Source organism: Roseobacter sp. FCG-D35, assembly GCF_033436665.1.
Classification (GTDB): Bacteria; Pseudomonadota; Alphaproteobacteria; order Rhodobacterales; family Rhodobacteraceae; genus JAWQFO01.
This window is the reverse complement of the sequence record NZ_JAWQFO010000012.1, coordinates 44559-59820: the sequence shown is the minus strand read 5'-3', so window position 1 is coordinate 59820 and position 15262 is coordinate 44559. Positions and strand designations below refer to the sequence as shown.

General features: G+C 65.7%; 15 protein-coding genes. 2 read left to right on the top strand and 13 right to left on the bottom strand.

The genetic code is table 11. The annotated features are described in order from the left end of the window. Positions 1–26: 26 nt before the first annotated feature. Entirely contained in the window at positions 27–551 is a 525-nt protein-coding gene (locus tag R5H30_RS20495) for an SRPBCC family protein (protein ID WP_318330585.1), read from the bottom strand. Between the two features lie 121 nt (positions 552–672). Between R5H30_RS20495 and R5H30_RS20490 the strand changes: the two genes are divergently transcribed. Beyond that, a complete protein-coding gene (locus R5H30_RS20490) occupies positions 673–1647 on the top strand; it encodes a DMT family transporter (protein WP_318330584.1) in 975 nt (324 codons plus the stop codon). Between the two features lie 6 nt (positions 1648–1653). Here the strand turns inward: R5H30_RS20490 and R5H30_RS20485 are convergent, their stop codons facing one another. The 7 genes from R5H30_RS20485 to R5H30_RS20455 form a co-directional block, all read right to left on the bottom strand. Next, positions 1654–2616: an NADPH:quinone oxidoreductase family protein gene (locus R5H30_RS20485; protein ID WP_318330580.1), complete on the bottom strand. Its 963-nt coding sequence runs from the start codon at positions 2614–2616 to the stop codon at positions 1654–1656. Positions 2617–2785: 169 nt separating this feature from the next. Next, positions 2786–3340: a VPLPA-CTERM sorting domain-containing protein gene (locus R5H30_RS20480; protein WP_318330577.1), complete on the bottom strand. Its 555-nt coding sequence runs from the start codon at positions 3338–3340 to the stop codon at positions 2786–2788. Positions 3341–3499: 159 nt separating this feature from the next. After that, entirely contained in the window at positions 3500–3607 is a 108-nt protein-coding gene (locus R5H30_RS20475) for a DUF2474 domain-containing protein (protein ID WP_318330575.1), read from the bottom strand. Continuing rightward, positions 3607–4614, bottom strand: a complete 1008-nt coding sequence (cydB, locus tag R5H30_RS20470) for a cytochrome d ubiquinol oxidase subunit II (RefSeq protein ID WP_318330573.1) — start codon at positions 4612–4614, stop codon at positions 3607–3609. Before cydB ends, R5H30_RS20475 begins: the two co-directional genes overlap by 1 nt. A gap of 10 nt (positions 4615–4624) precedes the next feature. After that, the gene (locus R5H30_RS20465) at positions 4625–6037 is read right to left on the bottom strand and encodes a cytochrome ubiquinol oxidase subunit I (protein ID WP_318330571.1); all 1413 of its coding nucleotides are present in this window, start codon (positions 6035–6037) and stop codon (positions 4625–4627) included. Between the two features lie 141 nt (positions 6038–6178). Then, complete coding sequence (locus R5H30_RS20460) at positions 6179–7558, bottom strand: sensor histidine kinase (protein ID WP_318330568.1); 1380 nt, start codon at positions 7556–7558, stop codon at positions 6179–6181. After that, positions 7555–8226 carry a winged helix-turn-helix domain-containing protein gene (locus tag R5H30_RS20455; protein ID WP_318330563.1) on the bottom strand — a complete coding sequence of 224 codons (672 nt, stop codon included), beginning with the start codon at positions 8224–8226 and terminating at the stop codon, positions 7555–7557. The genes R5H30_RS20460 and R5H30_RS20455 overlap by 4 nt, the downstream gene beginning before the upstream one ends. Before the next feature lie 200 nt (positions 8227–8426). Here R5H30_RS20455 and R5H30_RS20450 point away from each other — a divergent pair, with 200 nt between their 5' ends. Further along, the gene (locus R5H30_RS20450) at positions 8427–9542 is read left to right on the top strand and encodes a Do family serine endopeptidase (protein WP_318330561.1); all 1116 of its coding nucleotides are present in this window, start codon (positions 8427–8429) and stop codon (positions 9540–9542) included. A 175-nt stretch (positions 9543–9717) separates the two neighbouring features. Here the strand turns inward: R5H30_RS20450 and R5H30_RS20445 are convergent, their stop codons facing one another. The 5 genes from R5H30_RS20445 to R5H30_RS20425 all read right to left on the bottom strand — a co-directional run bounded on the left by R5H30_RS20445 (position 9718) and on the right by R5H30_RS20425 (position 15260). Next, on the bottom strand, positions 9718–10260 hold the full coding sequence (locus tag R5H30_RS20445) for a hypothetical protein (RefSeq protein WP_318330557.1): 543 nt from the start codon (positions 10258–10260) through the stop codon (positions 9718–9720). A gap of 203 nt (positions 10261–10463) precedes the next feature. Next, a complete protein-coding gene (locus R5H30_RS20440) occupies positions 10464–11609 on the bottom strand; it encodes an iron-containing alcohol dehydrogenase (protein ID WP_318330647.1) in 1146 nt (381 codons plus the stop codon). Positions 11610–11618: 9 nt separating this feature from the next. Further along, positions 11619–13106, bottom strand: a complete 1488-nt coding sequence (gene glpK, locus R5H30_RS20435; RefSeq protein WP_318330556.1) for a glycerol kinase GlpK — start codon at positions 13104–13106, stop codon at positions 11619–11621. An 85-nt stretch (positions 13107–13191) separates the two neighbouring features. After that, positions 13192–14916, bottom strand: a complete 1725-nt coding sequence (locus tag R5H30_RS20430) for an ABC transporter substrate-binding protein (RefSeq protein ID WP_318330552.1) — start codon at positions 14914–14916, stop codon at positions 13192–13194. A gap of 71 nt (positions 14917–14987) precedes the next feature. Then, the gene (locus tag R5H30_RS20425; protein WP_318330549.1) at positions 14988–15260 is read right to left on the bottom strand and encodes a DUF2160 domain-containing protein; all 273 of its coding nucleotides are present in this window, start codon (positions 15258–15260) and stop codon (positions 14988–14990) included. Positions 15261–15262 lie beyond the last annotated feature (2 nt).

Sequence of the window (15262 nt, the reverse complement as noted above, 5' to 3'; positions counted from 1 at the left end):
TTTCGCGGCCGCGCCCGAACCCCGGACTATTCCTTGCCGGTCAACCGCTTGAGCCAGCTGCGCTTTTCCTCGACCGGGGCGTCGTCGTCGGGCGCATCTTCGGACTGGGCGGGACCTTCGATCGTGGTCTGCAGGTTCTCGAAGAACTGGTCGGCCATCTTCTTGGCGAAGCCGTCGATGATCCGGCTGCCGAGCTGGGCGAGCTTGCCGCCAACCTTGGCGTCGACGTCGTAGCTCAGTTCCGTGCCGCCGTCCTTCTCGGCCATACGTACGTCGGCGCTGCCCTTGGCAAAGCCCGCGGCTCCGCCCTTGCCCTCGCCGGCGATGGTAAGGCTCTGGTTCTCGACCATGTCCGAGATCTGCACCATGCCCTTGAACGTCGCCTTCACCGGGCCGACCTTCTGCACCACGGTCGCCTCGAACCCCTCTTCGGGCGATCCGGTGACCTCTTGCGCGCCGGGCACGCAGGCCTTCAGGACCTCGGGCGTCAGGAGCGCGGCGTAAACCTGTGCCGGGCTTGCGGCGATCTGGCGGGTGTCGGACATCTGCATGGGGCGCACTCCTGAGCTTGACTTGGCCTCTCTTAGCGCATGCCAAGGCACTTCGCCACTGGCCGAAAGTGGGCGTTGCGTCGGTGCTGGACACCGCCAGCGGCGCTGGTAGGTCTGATCCATGACCGCCCTCGCCCAGAATCGCGCCACCGTCGGCATCGCCTTCATCCTTGTCGGCGTGCTTGCGATCTCGGTCAACGACATGCTGGTCAAGCGGCTGTCCGGTGGCTACCCGCTGCACGAAATCGTCTTTGCGCGCAGCGCCATCGGCATCTGCTTTTCGCTGATCATCGTTCAGATCGAAGGCGGCTGGCGTATCCTGCGCACCAGCCAACCGGGCCTCCAGCTTCTGCGTTGTCTCCTGGTGGTCATCGCCAACATGACCTTTTTCGTTGCGCTGGCGGCAATCCCGCTGGCGGAAGCCACGGCACTGTTCTTCGCGGCCCCGCTCTTCATCACCGTGCTGTCGATCCCGTTCCTGGGCGAGAAGGTCGGTATCATGCGCCTTTCGGCGGTGCTGGTGGGGTTTGCCGGGGTCGTCATCATGCAGCGTCCCTGGGCCGGAACCGAAAGCCTTGGCGTATCGCGCATTGTCCTGCTGCTGCCGGTGTTCTCGGCGCTGACCTATGCGCTGAACCAGATCCTCACGCGCAAGCTGGGGGTCACGAGCAAGGCCTCGGCCCTCGCAGTCTACATGCAGGGCACCTTCGTCGCGGTCTCGCTGGGGTTCTTCCTCGTCGCTGGCGACGGGCGCTTCGCGGAAGGCTCGGACAGCGCCTCGATCATCTTCCTGCTGCGCGCCTGGGTCTGGCCGCACGGCGGCGACCTCTGGCTGATGACGGCGCTCGGCGCCAATGCGGCGATCATCGGCTACTGCCTGGCACAGGCCTACCGTTCGGCGGACGCGGCGACGGTTGCCCCGTTCGAATATGTCGGACTGCCGCTTGCGGTGTTCTGGGGCTGGCTGATCTTCGGGACCCTGCCGGCCTGGGAGGTCTGGGCCGGCATCGCGCTGATCCTCGGCTCGGGTCTGTTCGTCTTCCTGCGCGAGCGGCAGAAGGCGAAGGTCATCAGTCGCGCGCCCTCGCGGCGCTGAGGCGCGTCAGGCCACCTGCACCACGACCTTGCCCGTCGCCTTGCGGGTGCGCAGCAGATCGAGCGCGGCATCGGCCTCCTCGAGCGGCAGGACGTGCGAGACATGCGGGCGGATCTTTCCCTCGACGTACCAGTCGATGAGGGTTTTGAAACTGTCGGTGAGCACGGCAGGCTTGAAGCGCATGTAGCCGCCCCAGTAGAGCCCGATCACCGTGAGGTTCTTGACCAGCAGGTGGTTGGCCGGGATTTGCGGGACCTCGCCCGAAGCGAACCCCAGCGGGATCAGGCGCGCCTCGGGATTGCAAGCGCGCATCGCCGCCTTGAACTGGTCGCCACCGACCGGGTCGTAGACCACATCGGCCCCGCCCAGGTCCTTGACCGCCTGGCGGATGTCGTCAGTTTCGGAATCGATCAGGTGGTCGGCGCCGGCATCCCGAGCGATGGCGAGTTTTTCCTGGCCGCGGGCCACGGCGACGACTTCGGCGCCCATGAGCTTGCCCAATTCGACCGCGGTAAGACCGACGCCACCGGACGCGCCCAGCACGAGTAAACGCTCGCTCGATTGCAGCTTGGCCTTGTAGTCGAGCGCGACGTGGCTGGTGCCGTAGGAAATCAGGAAGGCGGCCGCGTCGGTGTCGGTCATCGCATCCGGGATCGGCACGCAGAGCTCGGCCGGGATCGCGGCATATTCCGCCATTGCCCCGAAACCGCAATAGGCGGCGACGCGCTGGCCGACGACCACGCCCGTCACGCCCTCGCCCAGCGCGGTCACGGTGCCGCAGAGTTCCATCCCCAGCGTGAAGGGCAGCGGCGGACGTTCCTGGTAGGTTCCCTTGATGATCAGCAGGTCGCCGAAGTTCAACCCGCAGGTGTGCACCTTGACCAGGACTTCACCGGGTTTCGGCTCGGGCCGGTCGATGTCCGAAAGCGCAAGAGGCTGGTCGTGCTCGGTCACTTGCATCGCGCGCATCTGGCAATCCTTTCCGCTGCTGTCGGCGCAAAGAGGGCCAGAGGACGACCGGATTGGCAAGGGATCGTCGGCGTGATGTGGCGTCAGGTCCCCGCAGGTCGCGCGCGCAAACGAAAAAGGCAGGCGAATGGTCACGTTCGCCTGCCTTTGAACTATCTGGGATCGAAGCTCAGGCCTTGCGGCGGCGCTTCATCAGCCCGAGACCGCCGAGACCGGCGACCAGCAGCCAGCCGGCTGCCGGAAGTGGCACCGCCGGCACGTCGAGGTCCAGAGCGCCGCGCGTCTGCCCGGCGTTGAACGTCGAGCTGCCGCGGAAGACGATGTTGCCGTTGCCGCTGAACAGGAAGGCCACGCCTTCGTAGAAGCTGGTGGCGGCGCCAAGGGTGGTCTCACCGAGCGCGTCGAAGAAGTCGCCGGTGTAGCCGAGGTCAGCGTTGCGGCCGTTCAGGAACGCAAGGATGCTGCCTGCGCCCGAAGTCACCGAGTTGTTCATGGTAGCGACGTTGAAGGTGTCGCCGGCGTTGAGAACGGTGCCGTTGCCTTCGCGTACGCGGAAGAAGCCGATGTGGGTCGCCGACGCGTCGCCTAGATACGCGGCCTGCGCGGCCGACAGGTTGTAAACACCGTCGTTCGTCGTCTTGTTGAACTGCGTGATGGTTGCGGCCGATGCCGCGCCCGCGAGGCTCGCGATGCCAACGGCAAGTGCCAAAAGTGCTTTTCTCATAGGTCTACCTACTGGTTAAGAAGTTCTTTCTTGATCGCCTTATAGGCGACTCTTGTCCTCCACCAGTATTTGAATGCAAATGACAATACAATGGTCCAAGGAGGGCAGAACGGAAACAGTCTATTGCTTGGGGCATATTGGGCCCAAAGTGCCGCAACGTCACAAGAGTACCGAGCGCAATCCGTAAGCGACGATGCCCAGTGCGCCCACGGAGACGCACCAGATCAGCACGAACCAACCGGCCCGTTTGAGCCAGGGACGCTGCATCAGTGATATCCCTCTTCGGGGTCGATCTTGCCGCGAAACACCCAGTAGGCGTAGGCGGTGTAGCCTAGGATCAGCGGGACCAGCACCAGCGTGCCGACCAACGTGAAGGCCAGCGAATCGTCAGGTGCGGCTGCATCCACGATGGTCAGCGAGGGTGGCACGAGCCACGGGTAGAAGCTGACGCCGATGCCCGCGAACCCGAGGATGAAAAGACCCAGGGCGCAGAAGAACGGCGTCATGTCATGATAGTTTCGCAGCCCGTAGAACACGCCTCCCGCGCAAAGCAGGACGAGAAACGGCACCATCACGGAAAACACGGCCGAAGGCCACGTGAACCAGCGCGTGAAATAGACGGTGTCGAGAAAGGGCGTCCAGAGGCTGAAGATGGCCATGAAGACCAGCGTCGCCAGCGTGAGCGGCCAGGCCAGATCACGCATGTGCGCCTGGATGCGGCCCTCGAGCTTCATGTTGAGCCAGGTGGCCCCCAGCAGGGCGTAGCCAGCGGTAACGGCGATGCCGGTGACGATCGAGAACGGCGTCAACCAGTCCCACCAGCCGCCGGCATAGGCGCGGTCGGCGATCTCGATGCCCTGGACCAGAGCGCCGAGGGCTATGCCCTGACACATCGCCGCCGTCAGCGATCCGCCGAAGAAGGCGATGTCCCACAGCCCCTTCCAGCGCTTCGTGCGCCAGCGGTATTCGAAGGCCACGCCGCGAAAGACAAGGCCCAGCAGCATCAGCATGATCGGCATGTAGAGCGCCGGCATGATGACGGCGTAGGCCAGCGGGAAAACGGCGAAAAGACCGCCGCCGCCGAGAATCAGCCAGGTCTCGTTGCCATCCCAGACCGGGGCCACGGAATTCATCATCACGTTGCGCTCCTGCTCGTCCTTGGTGAGCGGGAACAGGATGGCGACGCCGAGGTCGAAGCCGTCGAGGATCACGTAGACCAGCACCGCGAAGGCGATGATCCCGGCCCAGATGAAGGAAAGTTCCAGTCCGAACATCGCGCGTCTCCTACTCGGCCGGGGTCGGGTTCTGTTCGGGGTCCTGCGCCGCGACGCGGCCGGCGGTACGGATCGGACCCTCGCGCAGGCCGAGCTTTGCGCCCATGACCGGGGGCTGGCCCATCATCCGAAGGATGTAGTAGACCCCGGCGCCGAAAACGAAGAAGTAGACGACGACGAAGGCCGTCAGCGAAGCCGCGACAGCAGGCGCCGCGATCGGCGACAGGCTGTCGGAGGTTCGCAGCATGCCGTAGACCGTGTAGGGCTGGCGCCCGACCTCGGTCGTGACCCACCCGGCGAGCACGGCGACAAAGCCCATCGGACCCATCGCGACCGTCGCACGGTGCAGCCAGGGCGCCTCGTAGAGCGTACCGCGCATCCGCGCCCAGACGCCCCAGAGACCCAGGCCCAGCATCAGGAAACCGAGACCGACCATGATGCGGAAGGAAAAGAAGACGATTCCGACGGGCGGTTCCTCGTCGTCGGGGATGGTATCCAGCCCATCGAGCGGGGCGTTCAGGTCATGTTTGAGGATCAGCGACGACAACTTGGGGATCTGGATGGCATAATCGACGCGCTTTTCCTCGGAATTCGGAATTCCGAACAGGATCAGTGGTGCGCCGTCCGGATGGCTGTCGAAATGGCCTTCCATCGCCATGACCTTGGCCGGCTGGTGCTCCAGCGTGTTGATGCCGTGAAAGTCGCCCGCCACGATCTGCAACGGCGTCACGAGGCAAAGCATCCACATCGACATCGAGAACGAGCGTCGCGCAGCCCGGTTGCGGTTCTCGCGCAGCAGGTGCCAGCCGCCGACACCGCCGACCACCAGCGCCGTGGTCAGGTAGGCCGCCAGCACCATGTGCACGAGGCGGTAGGGAAAGGACGGGTTGAAGATGATCTCCATCCAGTTCTCGGGCACGAACTGCCCAAGCTCGTTCATGCTGTAGCCCGCGGGCGTCTGCATCCAGCTGTTGACCGACAGGATCCAGGTTGCCGAGAGCAGCGTGCCGAAGGCGACCATGCCGGTGGCGAACATATGCAGCCCGTCGCCCACCCGCTTTCGCCCGAAAAGCATGATCCCGAGGAAGCCGGCCTCGAGAAAGAAGGCCGAGAGCACTTCGTAAGCCATCAGGGGGCCGACCACCGGACCCGCCTTGTCCGAGAACACCGCCCAGTTGGTGCCGAACTGGTAGGACATCACCAAGCCCGAGACGACGCCCATGCCGAAGGCAACGGCGAAGATCTTTTTCCAGTAGTTGAAAAGGATGTGGTAGGTCTCGTCCCGGGTCCAGAGCCACAGACCGTTCAGCACCGCGAGGTAGCTCGCCAGACCGATCGAGAAGGCCGGGAAGATGATGTGGAACGAAACGGTGAAGGCGAACTGGATGCGCGCCAGCATCTCCGCGGTCATTCCGTCGAACATTGTCCCACTCCCATTACATGCCCCGGTGGCGCAGCATGTTTCCCCGCGCCGAACCCTAGGGTAATACGATTCATCTGTCGGTCGACCGGGCTTTCGGTCGCAGGTCGTCGAATGCTTCGCGCGCGGCCTCGCCCGGCTGCGCTAGGTCTGCGACAGATCGGCCCCGAGGCGCGGGAACCGCAGCGCGACACGCAGTCCCGGCGCGTTGTCCTGCAATGCAATGGTCCCGTCGTGCAGCTTGACCACGCCTTCGACAAGGCTGAGCCCAAGCCCGTTGCCCGGTGTCTTGCGGCTGCGGTCGAGGCGGTAGAGGCGCTGCAGGACGCGCGTGCGTTCGTCTTCCGGAATGCCGGGGCCCGTGTCCGTTACGTCGAGCCGCGCAATCTCGCCATCAGCGCTCAGCGACACCGTGATGGCGGTGCCCTTCGGCGTGTGCCGCAGGGCGTTCTCGATCAGGTTCGCCAGCACCTGCCCGAGCAGGCCGCGATCCCCGTTGATGCGGATCGTCCCGTCCTCGGGAACCGCGCAGGACAGGCTTTGCCCGCCGGCGGCGGCGGACGGTTCATAGACTTCCACCAGAGTCCGGCACAGATCGGCAAGGTCGACCGGACGGAAGTGCGCACGGGGCGAACCGGATTCCACCTGCGCCAGCTGCAACAGCGACTGGAACACCGACGCGATGTCATCCACCTCACTGCGCGCCAGCGCCACGCGGGCCGCTTCCGGCGCATCGGGCGGCAGGTCGCGCGCGAGATCGTCGAGATGCACGGCGACGCGCTGGATCGGCGTCTTGAGATCATGCGCGATGTCCGAGGACACCTGCCGCAGCATCGTCGTGCTGGCCTCCTGTGCCGCGGCCATCTGGTTAACCTTGCCACCGATCCGCGCGAGGTCGTCCGACCAGTTGCCCTCGACGGCGACCCGGGCCGCGAGGTTTCCGGTGGTCAGATCGTCGAGCGTCGCGCCGATCACGTCGACGTCGCGCTTGCTGCGCCGCGCCAGCCACAACCCGCCCGAAAGCGCGATCAGCACTGTCGGCAACAGGCTGATCCACAGGATATTGGCATAGGCCTGCCCCAAGGCCTCGACCTCGGCCCAACTGCGCGCAATGGTCAGTTGCCCACCGTAGAGCCGCGAGGACAGGGTGAGATAGCGGCCGCCAAGCTTTTCCGCCGCATCGCCGGTCAGCGACACGATGCGATAGCCTTCGTCGTCGCGCGAGATCGCCGCGTTGCCGTAAACCCGCCCGTTCGGCGAATGGTAGCTCAGCACGAAGCGGCTGGGATCGCTGCCGCGCGACTGGGCCTCGACCAGCGCGGCGACGGCGCGCGCGTTGGGCGCGATGCGCAGGCCGACGAGGTCGCGCGTCAGGTCCTCGCGGATGGACTGTTCGAAGGACCGCTGGGTGTAGGCATAGGTCGCGGCCAGGCTCAGCAGGCTGACCAGCGTGAAGAGCAGCACCAGCGCCAGCGCCAGGCGCACCGGCATCGAGCGCAGCAGCGTGGTGAGGCGCGTCCTCATCCCTCGATCTTGTAGCCGGCGCCGCGCACGGTCTGGATCAGGTCGCTGTCGAAGGGCTTGTCGACCTTGGCGCGCAATCGCGAAACGTGGGTCTCGACCACGTTGGTCATCGGGTCGAAACTGATGTCCCAAACGGCCTCGAGCAGCATGGTCCGGGTCTGCACCCGTCCCTTGCGGCGCATAAGGTGTTCAAGCAGCGCGAACTCGCGTGGCAGAAGGTCGATCTCGCGCCCGTCGCGCGTGACCTTGCGGGTGATCAGGTTCATCTCGAGCGGCCCGCAGTGCAACACCGTCTCCTGCTCCATCGCCTGCGGCCGTCGCGCCAGTGCCGCAACCCGCGCCGAGAGCTCTCCGAAGGCGAAGGGCTTGACGAGGTAGTCGTCGCCGCCGGCGTTTAGCCCGCCGATCCGGTCGTCGACGCTGCCGAGAGAGGTCAGGAAAAGCACCGGGGTCTGGTTGCCCGCCCCGCGCAGCGTCTTGACCAGCGTCAGACCGTCGAGGCCAGGCAGCATGCGGTCGACGATCATGACGTCATAATTGCCCTCTGTCGCCTGGAACAGCGCCTCGCGGCCGTCCTCTACAAGGTCGACCGTCTGGCCCTCCTCGCGCAACCCGCGCGCGATATAGGCCCCGGTGGTGGCATCATCCTCCACGACGAGCAATTTCATCGTCTTTTCCTCACATCCCGGCGCAGCGCCCGACGCATCGGCCGATCCGGACCCAAGATAACTTGCGCCGCTCGGAATTTAACCGCCCAACGGGGCCCGGTCAGCCGCACGCGCATTACAAATTTGTATAGCCCCGCGAACGCGCCTGTAAGCCCGGCGCGCCACCTTGTCTGCCATCAACGAATGCAAGGAGCGTATTCATGCACATTTTGCACACCTCAAAACGCGTCGCCGCCTCGATGGCTACGGCCGCCGCGCTGGCCTCGACCGGCCTCGTTGCGATCGCACCCTCGACCGCGCTGGCGGTTCCCGAGGGCGGCTATGCCGATCTGGTCGAGCAGGTCTCGCCCAGCGTCGTCTTCATCGAGGTGACGACCAAAACCGCGCCGGCGAACTTCGAAGGCCGGATGCCCGACAACATGCCCGAGGCGTTCAAGCGCCAGTTCCGCGACATGTTCCCGCAACCGGGCGAGGGGCGCGAACGGCAGGGCGTCGGGTCGGGATTCATCATCTCCGAAGACGGCCAGATCGTCACCAACGCGCATGTCGTGGACGGGGCCCAGGTCGTGACCGTCAAGCTGTCGGACGGCCGCAGCTTCGAGGCCGAGGTCCTGGGCAGCGATCCAATGACCGATGTCGCCCTTCTGAAGATTGAGGCCGATGTCGACCTGCCGGCGGTCACCTTCGGCGATTCCGGCGCGCTGCGCGTCGGTGACGAGGTGATGGCCGTGGGCAATCCCTTCGGGCTCGGCGGCACCGTGACCTCGGGAATCGTCTCGGCGCTGTCGCGCAACATCAACGCGGGCCCCTACGATGACTTCATCCAGACCGACGCCGCGATCAACCGCGGCAACTCGGGCGGGCCGCTTTTCGACAACGACGGCAGGGTCGTCGGCGTGAACACGGCGATCATCTCTCCGATGGGCGGATCGGTCGGTATCGGCTTCGCGGTTCCGGCGGACATGGTGCAGACCATCGTTGCCGACCTGCAGGACGACGGCAGCGTCGAACGCGGCTGGCTCGGCGTCTCGATCCGGCCGATGACCGACGAAGTCGCCTCGGTTCTGGGCTACGATCAGCCGAAAGGCGCGGTGGTGCAGGGCGTGTCCGCCGACAGTCCGGCGGCGAAGGTGGGGCTGGAGGATGGCGACATCATCCTGTCCTTCGACGGCACCGAGATCACGGAACTGCGTGACCTCACCCGGGCCGTCGCCGACACTCGGCCCGAGACCGCGGCCAAGGTCGTGCTACTGCGCAAGGGCGAGGAGATAACGATGGACGTGACCGTCGGCACCCTGCCCCGCAACGACGCCTGACGCGGATCTCCTGACACCGCGAAAACCCCCGGTGCTGATCCCCCGGCGCCGGGGTCAGCCCCGCCCCGCAGGGCGCGTGGCGGCATGCTCCGAGGTTTGGGGAGGCTTCGGAGCATGACTTACTCCAGAACTCCCTCCGGGCGGGTGGCGCATCTTTAATGTGCCGTCCGCCCGATCAGCGACGCGCCAGCCCGATCAGCGCGATACCGGTCGACACGAAGTTCGCGGCGACCAGACCGCCGAAGAACACGGCCGAGGCCACCGGCCAGACCGACAAAAGCAGCACAGCCAGCACTATTGAGAAGCCGCCGCACCAGGCCAGCCAACCCCAGGCCGGCGCGCTGCGGCGCAGTCGCAGGCCCAGCAGAAGCGCCCCGGCGCCCTGCCCTGCAAAGACCGTGGCGAGGAAGAGGGCGACATTTCCGGTCTGACCGGTCCCGGAAATCGCGTAGTAGAAACCGGCAGCGACCCCGAACACCGCAAGGCCAAGAAACACCATGCGGTAGACATTCTGCCGCGCCGTGTAGGCGACCATCACGCCGCCCGAGCCCCAGAGGATCAGCAGCAACGTCAGGAGCCGTTCGACGGGCAATCCCGTCACGAAAGGCATCAGAAGCGAGGAGAGGCCCAAAGACAGGAACGCGACCCCGATAAGTCGGATATGGTCTGGACTACTGAGTTCGGGGCGGTTCGGGGTGGATCGTGCAATCGCGGCCATCAAAAAGCTCCTCGTCGCGCGGCGACATGCAATAAAAATCTACTTGCAGGCGAATAATACCACGCTTCCGAGAAATCATGCAGATGACTGACGCACGATATCTTGCGTCGATGCATAAATGTTTCCTGCCGCGAAACGCCCTAAAACATTGGCGCTGTGAAGGTCGGCGTCGGGTCGATCGGTTTCCGGTCGGCAAGTTCCCGCTAAAGGGCTGCCCGGATTGCGCGGATCAGCGCCGGTGGCGAAAGTGCAACGGGATTCGCGGCCATCGACGATGCCGAGGCCGCGTCTGTCGCCACGGCATCGAGGTCTGCTTCCTGCGGAACCCATTGGGCGAGGCGCGGTAGTCCACGCGCGTCAAGCCAATCCGCAAGGTCCGCGGCACCGCTTTGCGAAGGCAAGGCAAGTTCCGTCGCGATCCAGCGCTCTACAGCGTCGAAGCGGGCCAGATCACCGCCGGTATTCGCGACCGCACCGCGGTTCGCGGACAGCACGGGACCCAGCAATCGTCCGCAAATCACGCCATGCGGCGCGTCGTGGCGCCCGCCGATCACGCCCGCGAGACCGTGCACCGCTCCGAGACCGGCATTGGCAAGTGCAAGCCCGCCGCACAGGCTGACATAGGCCATTTCATCCCGGGCCGTCGCGTCTTCGGCCTGGGCGAGGCGTGCCAGCGCCCTCAGCCCGCGCGGGATGGCGTCGCGGCACAGTGCGTCGGTCAGCGGGTTGGCCCGGCGCGACAGGTAGGGCTCGATCACCTGCACGACCGCGTCCAGCCCCGAGGCGAAGGTGACCGAGGCCGGCGCGTGATCGGTGAGCGCGGGATCGACGATGGCGACATCCGCCAGCATCCGGTCATCACGAAGGCTGACCTTGCGCCGGGCCTCGGGCACGCCGATCACGGCATTGCGGGTCACCTCCGAACCGGTGCCGGCCGTGGTCGGCAGTGCGACGAAGGGCAGCGGTGCCGCCTCGAGCGGCCTGCCGCCGCCAACGGTCTCGAGATGATCCATCAGCGCGCCACGCCCCGGGGCGATGGCGGCGACGGCTTTTCCGAGGTCGATGACCGTGCCGCCACCGACGGCAACGACTACATCGCACCCTTCCGCCCGCGCCCGGTCCACCGCCGCCTCGACTTGTTCCACGGTCGGTTCGCCACGCGCCGCCACGCGGATCACGCTGCAGCCTGCCGCGTCAAGCTGATCCTCCAGCCGGTCGACCCAGGGCACCGACCTTCCACGCACCAGCAGGACGCGCCGCCCATGTCCCGCCGCGATGCCGGCCGCCTCTTCGGCCTGGCCCCGGCCGAAGAGGATCCGGCCCGCGGTCGAGAACCCGAAGGACGGCAGCGGCACCGGTCAGACGCTCATCGTCGCTTCCACGGCGCGTTTCCAGGCCTCGTACTTGCGGTCCCGGACAGTCTCGTCGGAATGCGGCTCGAAGGTCCGGTCTAGGGCCCAGGTTTCGGCAAAGCCCGCCATGTCCGGGTAAAGCCCCGCCCGCTGTCCGGCCAGCCAGGCGACACCCAGAGCCGTGGTCTCGAGCACCTTCGGCCGATCGACGGGCGCGCCGAGGATGTCGGCGAGGAACTGCATCGCCCAGTCGCTGGCGCTCATCCCGCCGTCGACCCGCAACGTCGGATCGGCGTCGCCCGAGGTCCAGTCGGCATGCATCGCCTCGAGCAGGTCGCGGGTCTGGTAGCCGACGCTCTCCAGTGCCGCCTTGGCGAACTCGGCCGGGCCGGAATTGCGCGTGAGCCCGTAAAGTGCGCCCCGGCACTCGGCGTTCCAGTAGGGCGCACCGAGCCCCACGAAGGCCGGCACGAGGATCACGTTTTGCGCGGGGTCCGCACTTTCGGCGAGGCCTTGAGTTTCCGGGGCCGTCTTGATCACCTTCAGCCCGTCGCGCAGCCATTGCACGACCGCACCGGCGACGAAGATCGAGCCTTCGAGCGCGTAGGTCGGTGTGCCGTCGAACTGATACGCGATGGTCGTCAGCAGGCGGTTCTTCGAGCGCACCGCCGTCTCGCCGGTGTTGAGCAGCGCGAAACAGCCCGTGCCGTAAGTCGATTTCAGCATCCCCGGCTCGAAGCAGGCCTGACCCAGAGTCGCAGCCTGCTGGTCGCCCGCGACGCCGAGGATCGGGATCTCCGCCCCCAGAAGGTCCTGGTCGGTGGTGCCGAAATCGGCAGCGCAGTCCTTCACTTCGGGGAGCATCTCCATCGGAATGTCGAAAAGCTTGCAGATGGTCGTGCTCCAGCGGCCCTTGTGGATGTCGTACAGCAACGTCCGGCAGGCGTTGGTGGCGTCGGTGACATGCGCCTTGCCGCCCGTGAGCTTCCAGATCAGGAAGCTGTCGACGGTCCCGAACAACAGCTCGCCTCTCGCCGCACGTTCCCGCGCGCCCTCGACTTCATCGAGGATCCACTTCAGCTTGGTGCCGGAGAAGTAGGGATCGATCAGCAGGCCGGTGCGCTCGGTGAACATCTCCTCGTGATCGGCCTCGCGCAACTCGCGGCAGTACTCGGCCGTGCGCCGGTCCTGCCAGACAATGGCGCGATGCACCGCCTCGCCGGTCTTTGCGTCCCAGACCACGGTGGTCTCGCGCTGGTTGGTGATGCCGATCCCTGCGATGTCGGCGGCGTCTATCCCGGCCTTCTCGATGGCCTTGCGGCAGCTGTCGAGCGTGGTCTGCCACAGATCCTGCGGATCGTGTTCGACCCAGCCGCTGTCGGGGTAGTGCTGGGGAAACTCCTGCTGGGCGGACGCGACGATCGTCATCTCGGCGTCGAAGACGATGGCGCGCGACGACGTGGTGCCCTGGTCGATGGCGAGGATATGGGTCATGGCATCCCCCGAATGGTGCGAAAATGGTGCCGGTGAACGGCAATGGGCCGGGGCGTCCGCCGCCCCGGCCCGGGTCTTCAGAGGCTTACTGCCAGGACTTGATCAGCTCTTCGTAGCTGACGGTCTCCGGCTCGGGGTCCTCGTTGTCGAGCTTGGCAACGGGCGAGCCTTCCTGCTCGAGCCAGTAGGACGCATCCTGCGGCTCGTTCATCTTCGGCCCCAAGTCACCCTGGACACCGGCCCGCTCGAGGCGTTCGAGAACCTTCTCCTGCTCTTCGCAGAGGCTGTCGAGCGCTTCCTGCGCCGTCTTGGCACCGGACATGGCGTCCCCGATGTTCTGCCACCACAGCTGCGCGAGCTTCGGGTAATCCGGCACGTTCGTTCCGGTCGGCGACCACTGGACGCGGGCCGGCGAGCGGTAGAATTCCACCAGGCCGCCCAATTTCGGGGCGCGCTCGGTGAAGCTGTCGTGCTGGATCGTGCTCTCGCGGATGAAGGTCAGGCCAGCGTGCGACTTCTCGACGTCGACCGTCTTCGAGGTCACGAACTGGGCGTAGAGCCAGGCCGCCTTGGCGCGGTCGACCGGGGTGCTCTCCATCAGCGTCCAGGAACCCGCGTCCTGGTAGCCAACCTTTTGGCCGTCCTTCCAGTAGGCGCCGTGCGGGCTGGGCGCCATGCGCCAGCGCGGGGTGCCGTCGTCGTTGAGCACGGCGGTCGCCGAGTCGTTGACCATGTCGGCGGTGAAGGCCGTGTACCAGAACATCTGCTGGGCGATCGACCCCTGTGCCGGGATCGGACCCGCCTCGGAGAAGGTCATGCCCGCAGCCGCCGGCGGCGAGTACTTCTCGAGCCACTCGATCGCCTTGGTCACGGCATAGACCGCCGCGGCATCGTTGGTGGCCCCGCCGCGTGCGACACAGGAGCCGACTGGCTGGCTGTTCTCGTTCACGCGGATGCCCCACTCGTCGACCGGAAGGCCATTGGGCTCGCCCACGTCGCCCATGCCGGCCATCGACATCCAAGCGTCGGTGTAGCGCCAGCCAAGCGACGGGTCCTTCTTGCCGTAGTCCATAGAACCGAAGACGCCATCCGACGGGCCGCCGGCATAGCTCATGTCGCGCCCGGTGAAGAACTCGGCGATGTCCTCGTAGGCCGACCAGTTGACCGGAACGCCGAGGTCGTAGCCGTACTCGGCCTTGAAGTCCTCCATCGTCTTGGCGTCAGTGAACCAGTCGTGGCGGAACCAGTAGAGGTTGGCGAACTGCTGGTCGGGCAGCTGGTAGAGCTTGCCGTCCGGACCGGTCACGAACTTGAGGCCGATGAAGTCCTCGACATCAAGACCGGGGTTGGTCACGTCCGCGCCCTCGCCGGCCATCCAGTCGGTCAGGTTGCGCGCCTGCTGGTAGCGCCAGTGTGTCCCGATCAGATCCGAGTCGTTGATGTAGGCGTCATAGATGTTCTCGCCCGACTGCATCTGCGTCTGCAGCTTCTCGACAACGTCGCCTTCGCCGATGAGATCGTGGGTGACGTTGATGCCGGTGATCGCGGTGAAGGCCGGGGCCAGCACGTTGGCCTCGTACTCATGCGTGGTGATGGTTTCCGAGACCACCTTGATGTCCATGCCCTGGAAGGGCTGGGCAGCATCGACGAACCACTGCATCTCCGCTTCCTGTTCCTCGCGGGTCAGGGCGGAGCGTTCGATGTTCTCGTCGAGAAAGGCCGTCGCGGCCTCCATGTCGGCGAACACGGGGCCCGCCAGGAGGCCAAGGGTGATCCCCAGGGCCGTTGTCGATTTCAGTGCCAGATTCATATTGTCCTCCCTAGACATATTGAAATCGTTTCGGTGTGCGGCCCGGAGCCCGGACCGCGGTGGAACCTTTCCTAGACCCAGCGGAACACCGCCGCGGCGTAGACAAGGCAGGCCAGCAGCGCCCATGGCTGCGGCGCGACCTCGAGACCCAGCCAGATCAGGTTGATGAAGGCCGAGCCAAGAAGCGTGATGAACAGGCGGTCACCACGGGTCGTTTCAATTCGGAGGATGCCAACGCGGGGCGTCTCCGGGTACTTGATCGCGAGCACGGTGAAGATGATCAGCAGTGTCGCGATGACGGCGAAGAAAATCGCGGTCGGTATTGTCCATGCCATCCAGGCCATGT

Coding starts and splice junctions, on each gene's coding strand:
- R5H30_RS20425 (WP_318330549.1), bottom strand. CDS start 15,260: ATGGCCTGGATGGCATGGACAATACCGACCGCGATTTTCTTCGCCGTC.
- R5H30_RS20480 (WP_318330577.1), bottom strand. CDS start 3,340: ATGAGAAAAGCACTTTTGGCACTTGCCGTTGGCATCGCGAGCCTCGCG.
- R5H30_RS20460 (WP_318330568.1), bottom strand. CDS start 7,558: ATGAGGACGCGCCTCACCACGCTGCTGCGCTCGATGCCGGTGCGCCTG.
- R5H30_RS20475 (WP_318330575.1), bottom strand. CDS start 3,607: ATGCAGCGTCCCTGGCTCAAACGGGCCGGTTGGTTCGTGCTGATCTGG.
- cydB (WP_318330573.1), bottom strand. CDS start 4,614: ATGTTCGGACTGGAACTTTCCTTCATCTGGGCCGGGATCATCGCCTTC.
- R5H30_RS20495 (WP_318330585.1), bottom strand. CDS start 551: ATGCAGATGTCCGACACCCGCCAGATCGCCGCAAGCCCGGCACAGGTT.
- R5H30_RS20490 (WP_318330584.1), top strand. CDS start 673: ATGACCGCCCTCGCCCAGAATCGCGCCACCGTCGGCATCGCCTTCATC.
- glpK (WP_318330556.1), bottom strand. CDS start 13,106: ATGACCCATATCCTCGCCATCGACCAGGGCACCACGTCGTCGCGCGCC.
- R5H30_RS20455 (WP_318330563.1), bottom strand. CDS start 8,226: ATGAAATTGCTCGTCGTGGAGGATGATGCCACCACCGGGGCCTATATC.
- R5H30_RS20485 (WP_318330580.1), bottom strand. CDS start 2,616: ATGCGCGCGATGCAAGTGACCGAGCACGACCAGCCTCTTGCGCTTTCG.
- R5H30_RS20465 (WP_318330571.1), bottom strand. CDS start 6,037: ATGTTCGACGGAATGACCGCGGAGATGCTGGCGCGCATCCAGTTCGCC.
- R5H30_RS20450 (WP_318330561.1), top strand. CDS start 8,427: ATGCACATTTTGCACACCTCAAAACGCGTCGCCGCCTCGATGGCTACG.
- R5H30_RS20430 (WP_318330552.1), bottom strand. CDS start 14,916: ATGAATCTGGCACTGAAATCGACAACGGCCCTGGGGATCACCCTTGGC.
- R5H30_RS20445 (WP_318330557.1), bottom strand. CDS start 10,260: ATGGCCGCGATTGCACGATCCACCCCGAACCGCCCCGAACTCAGTAGT.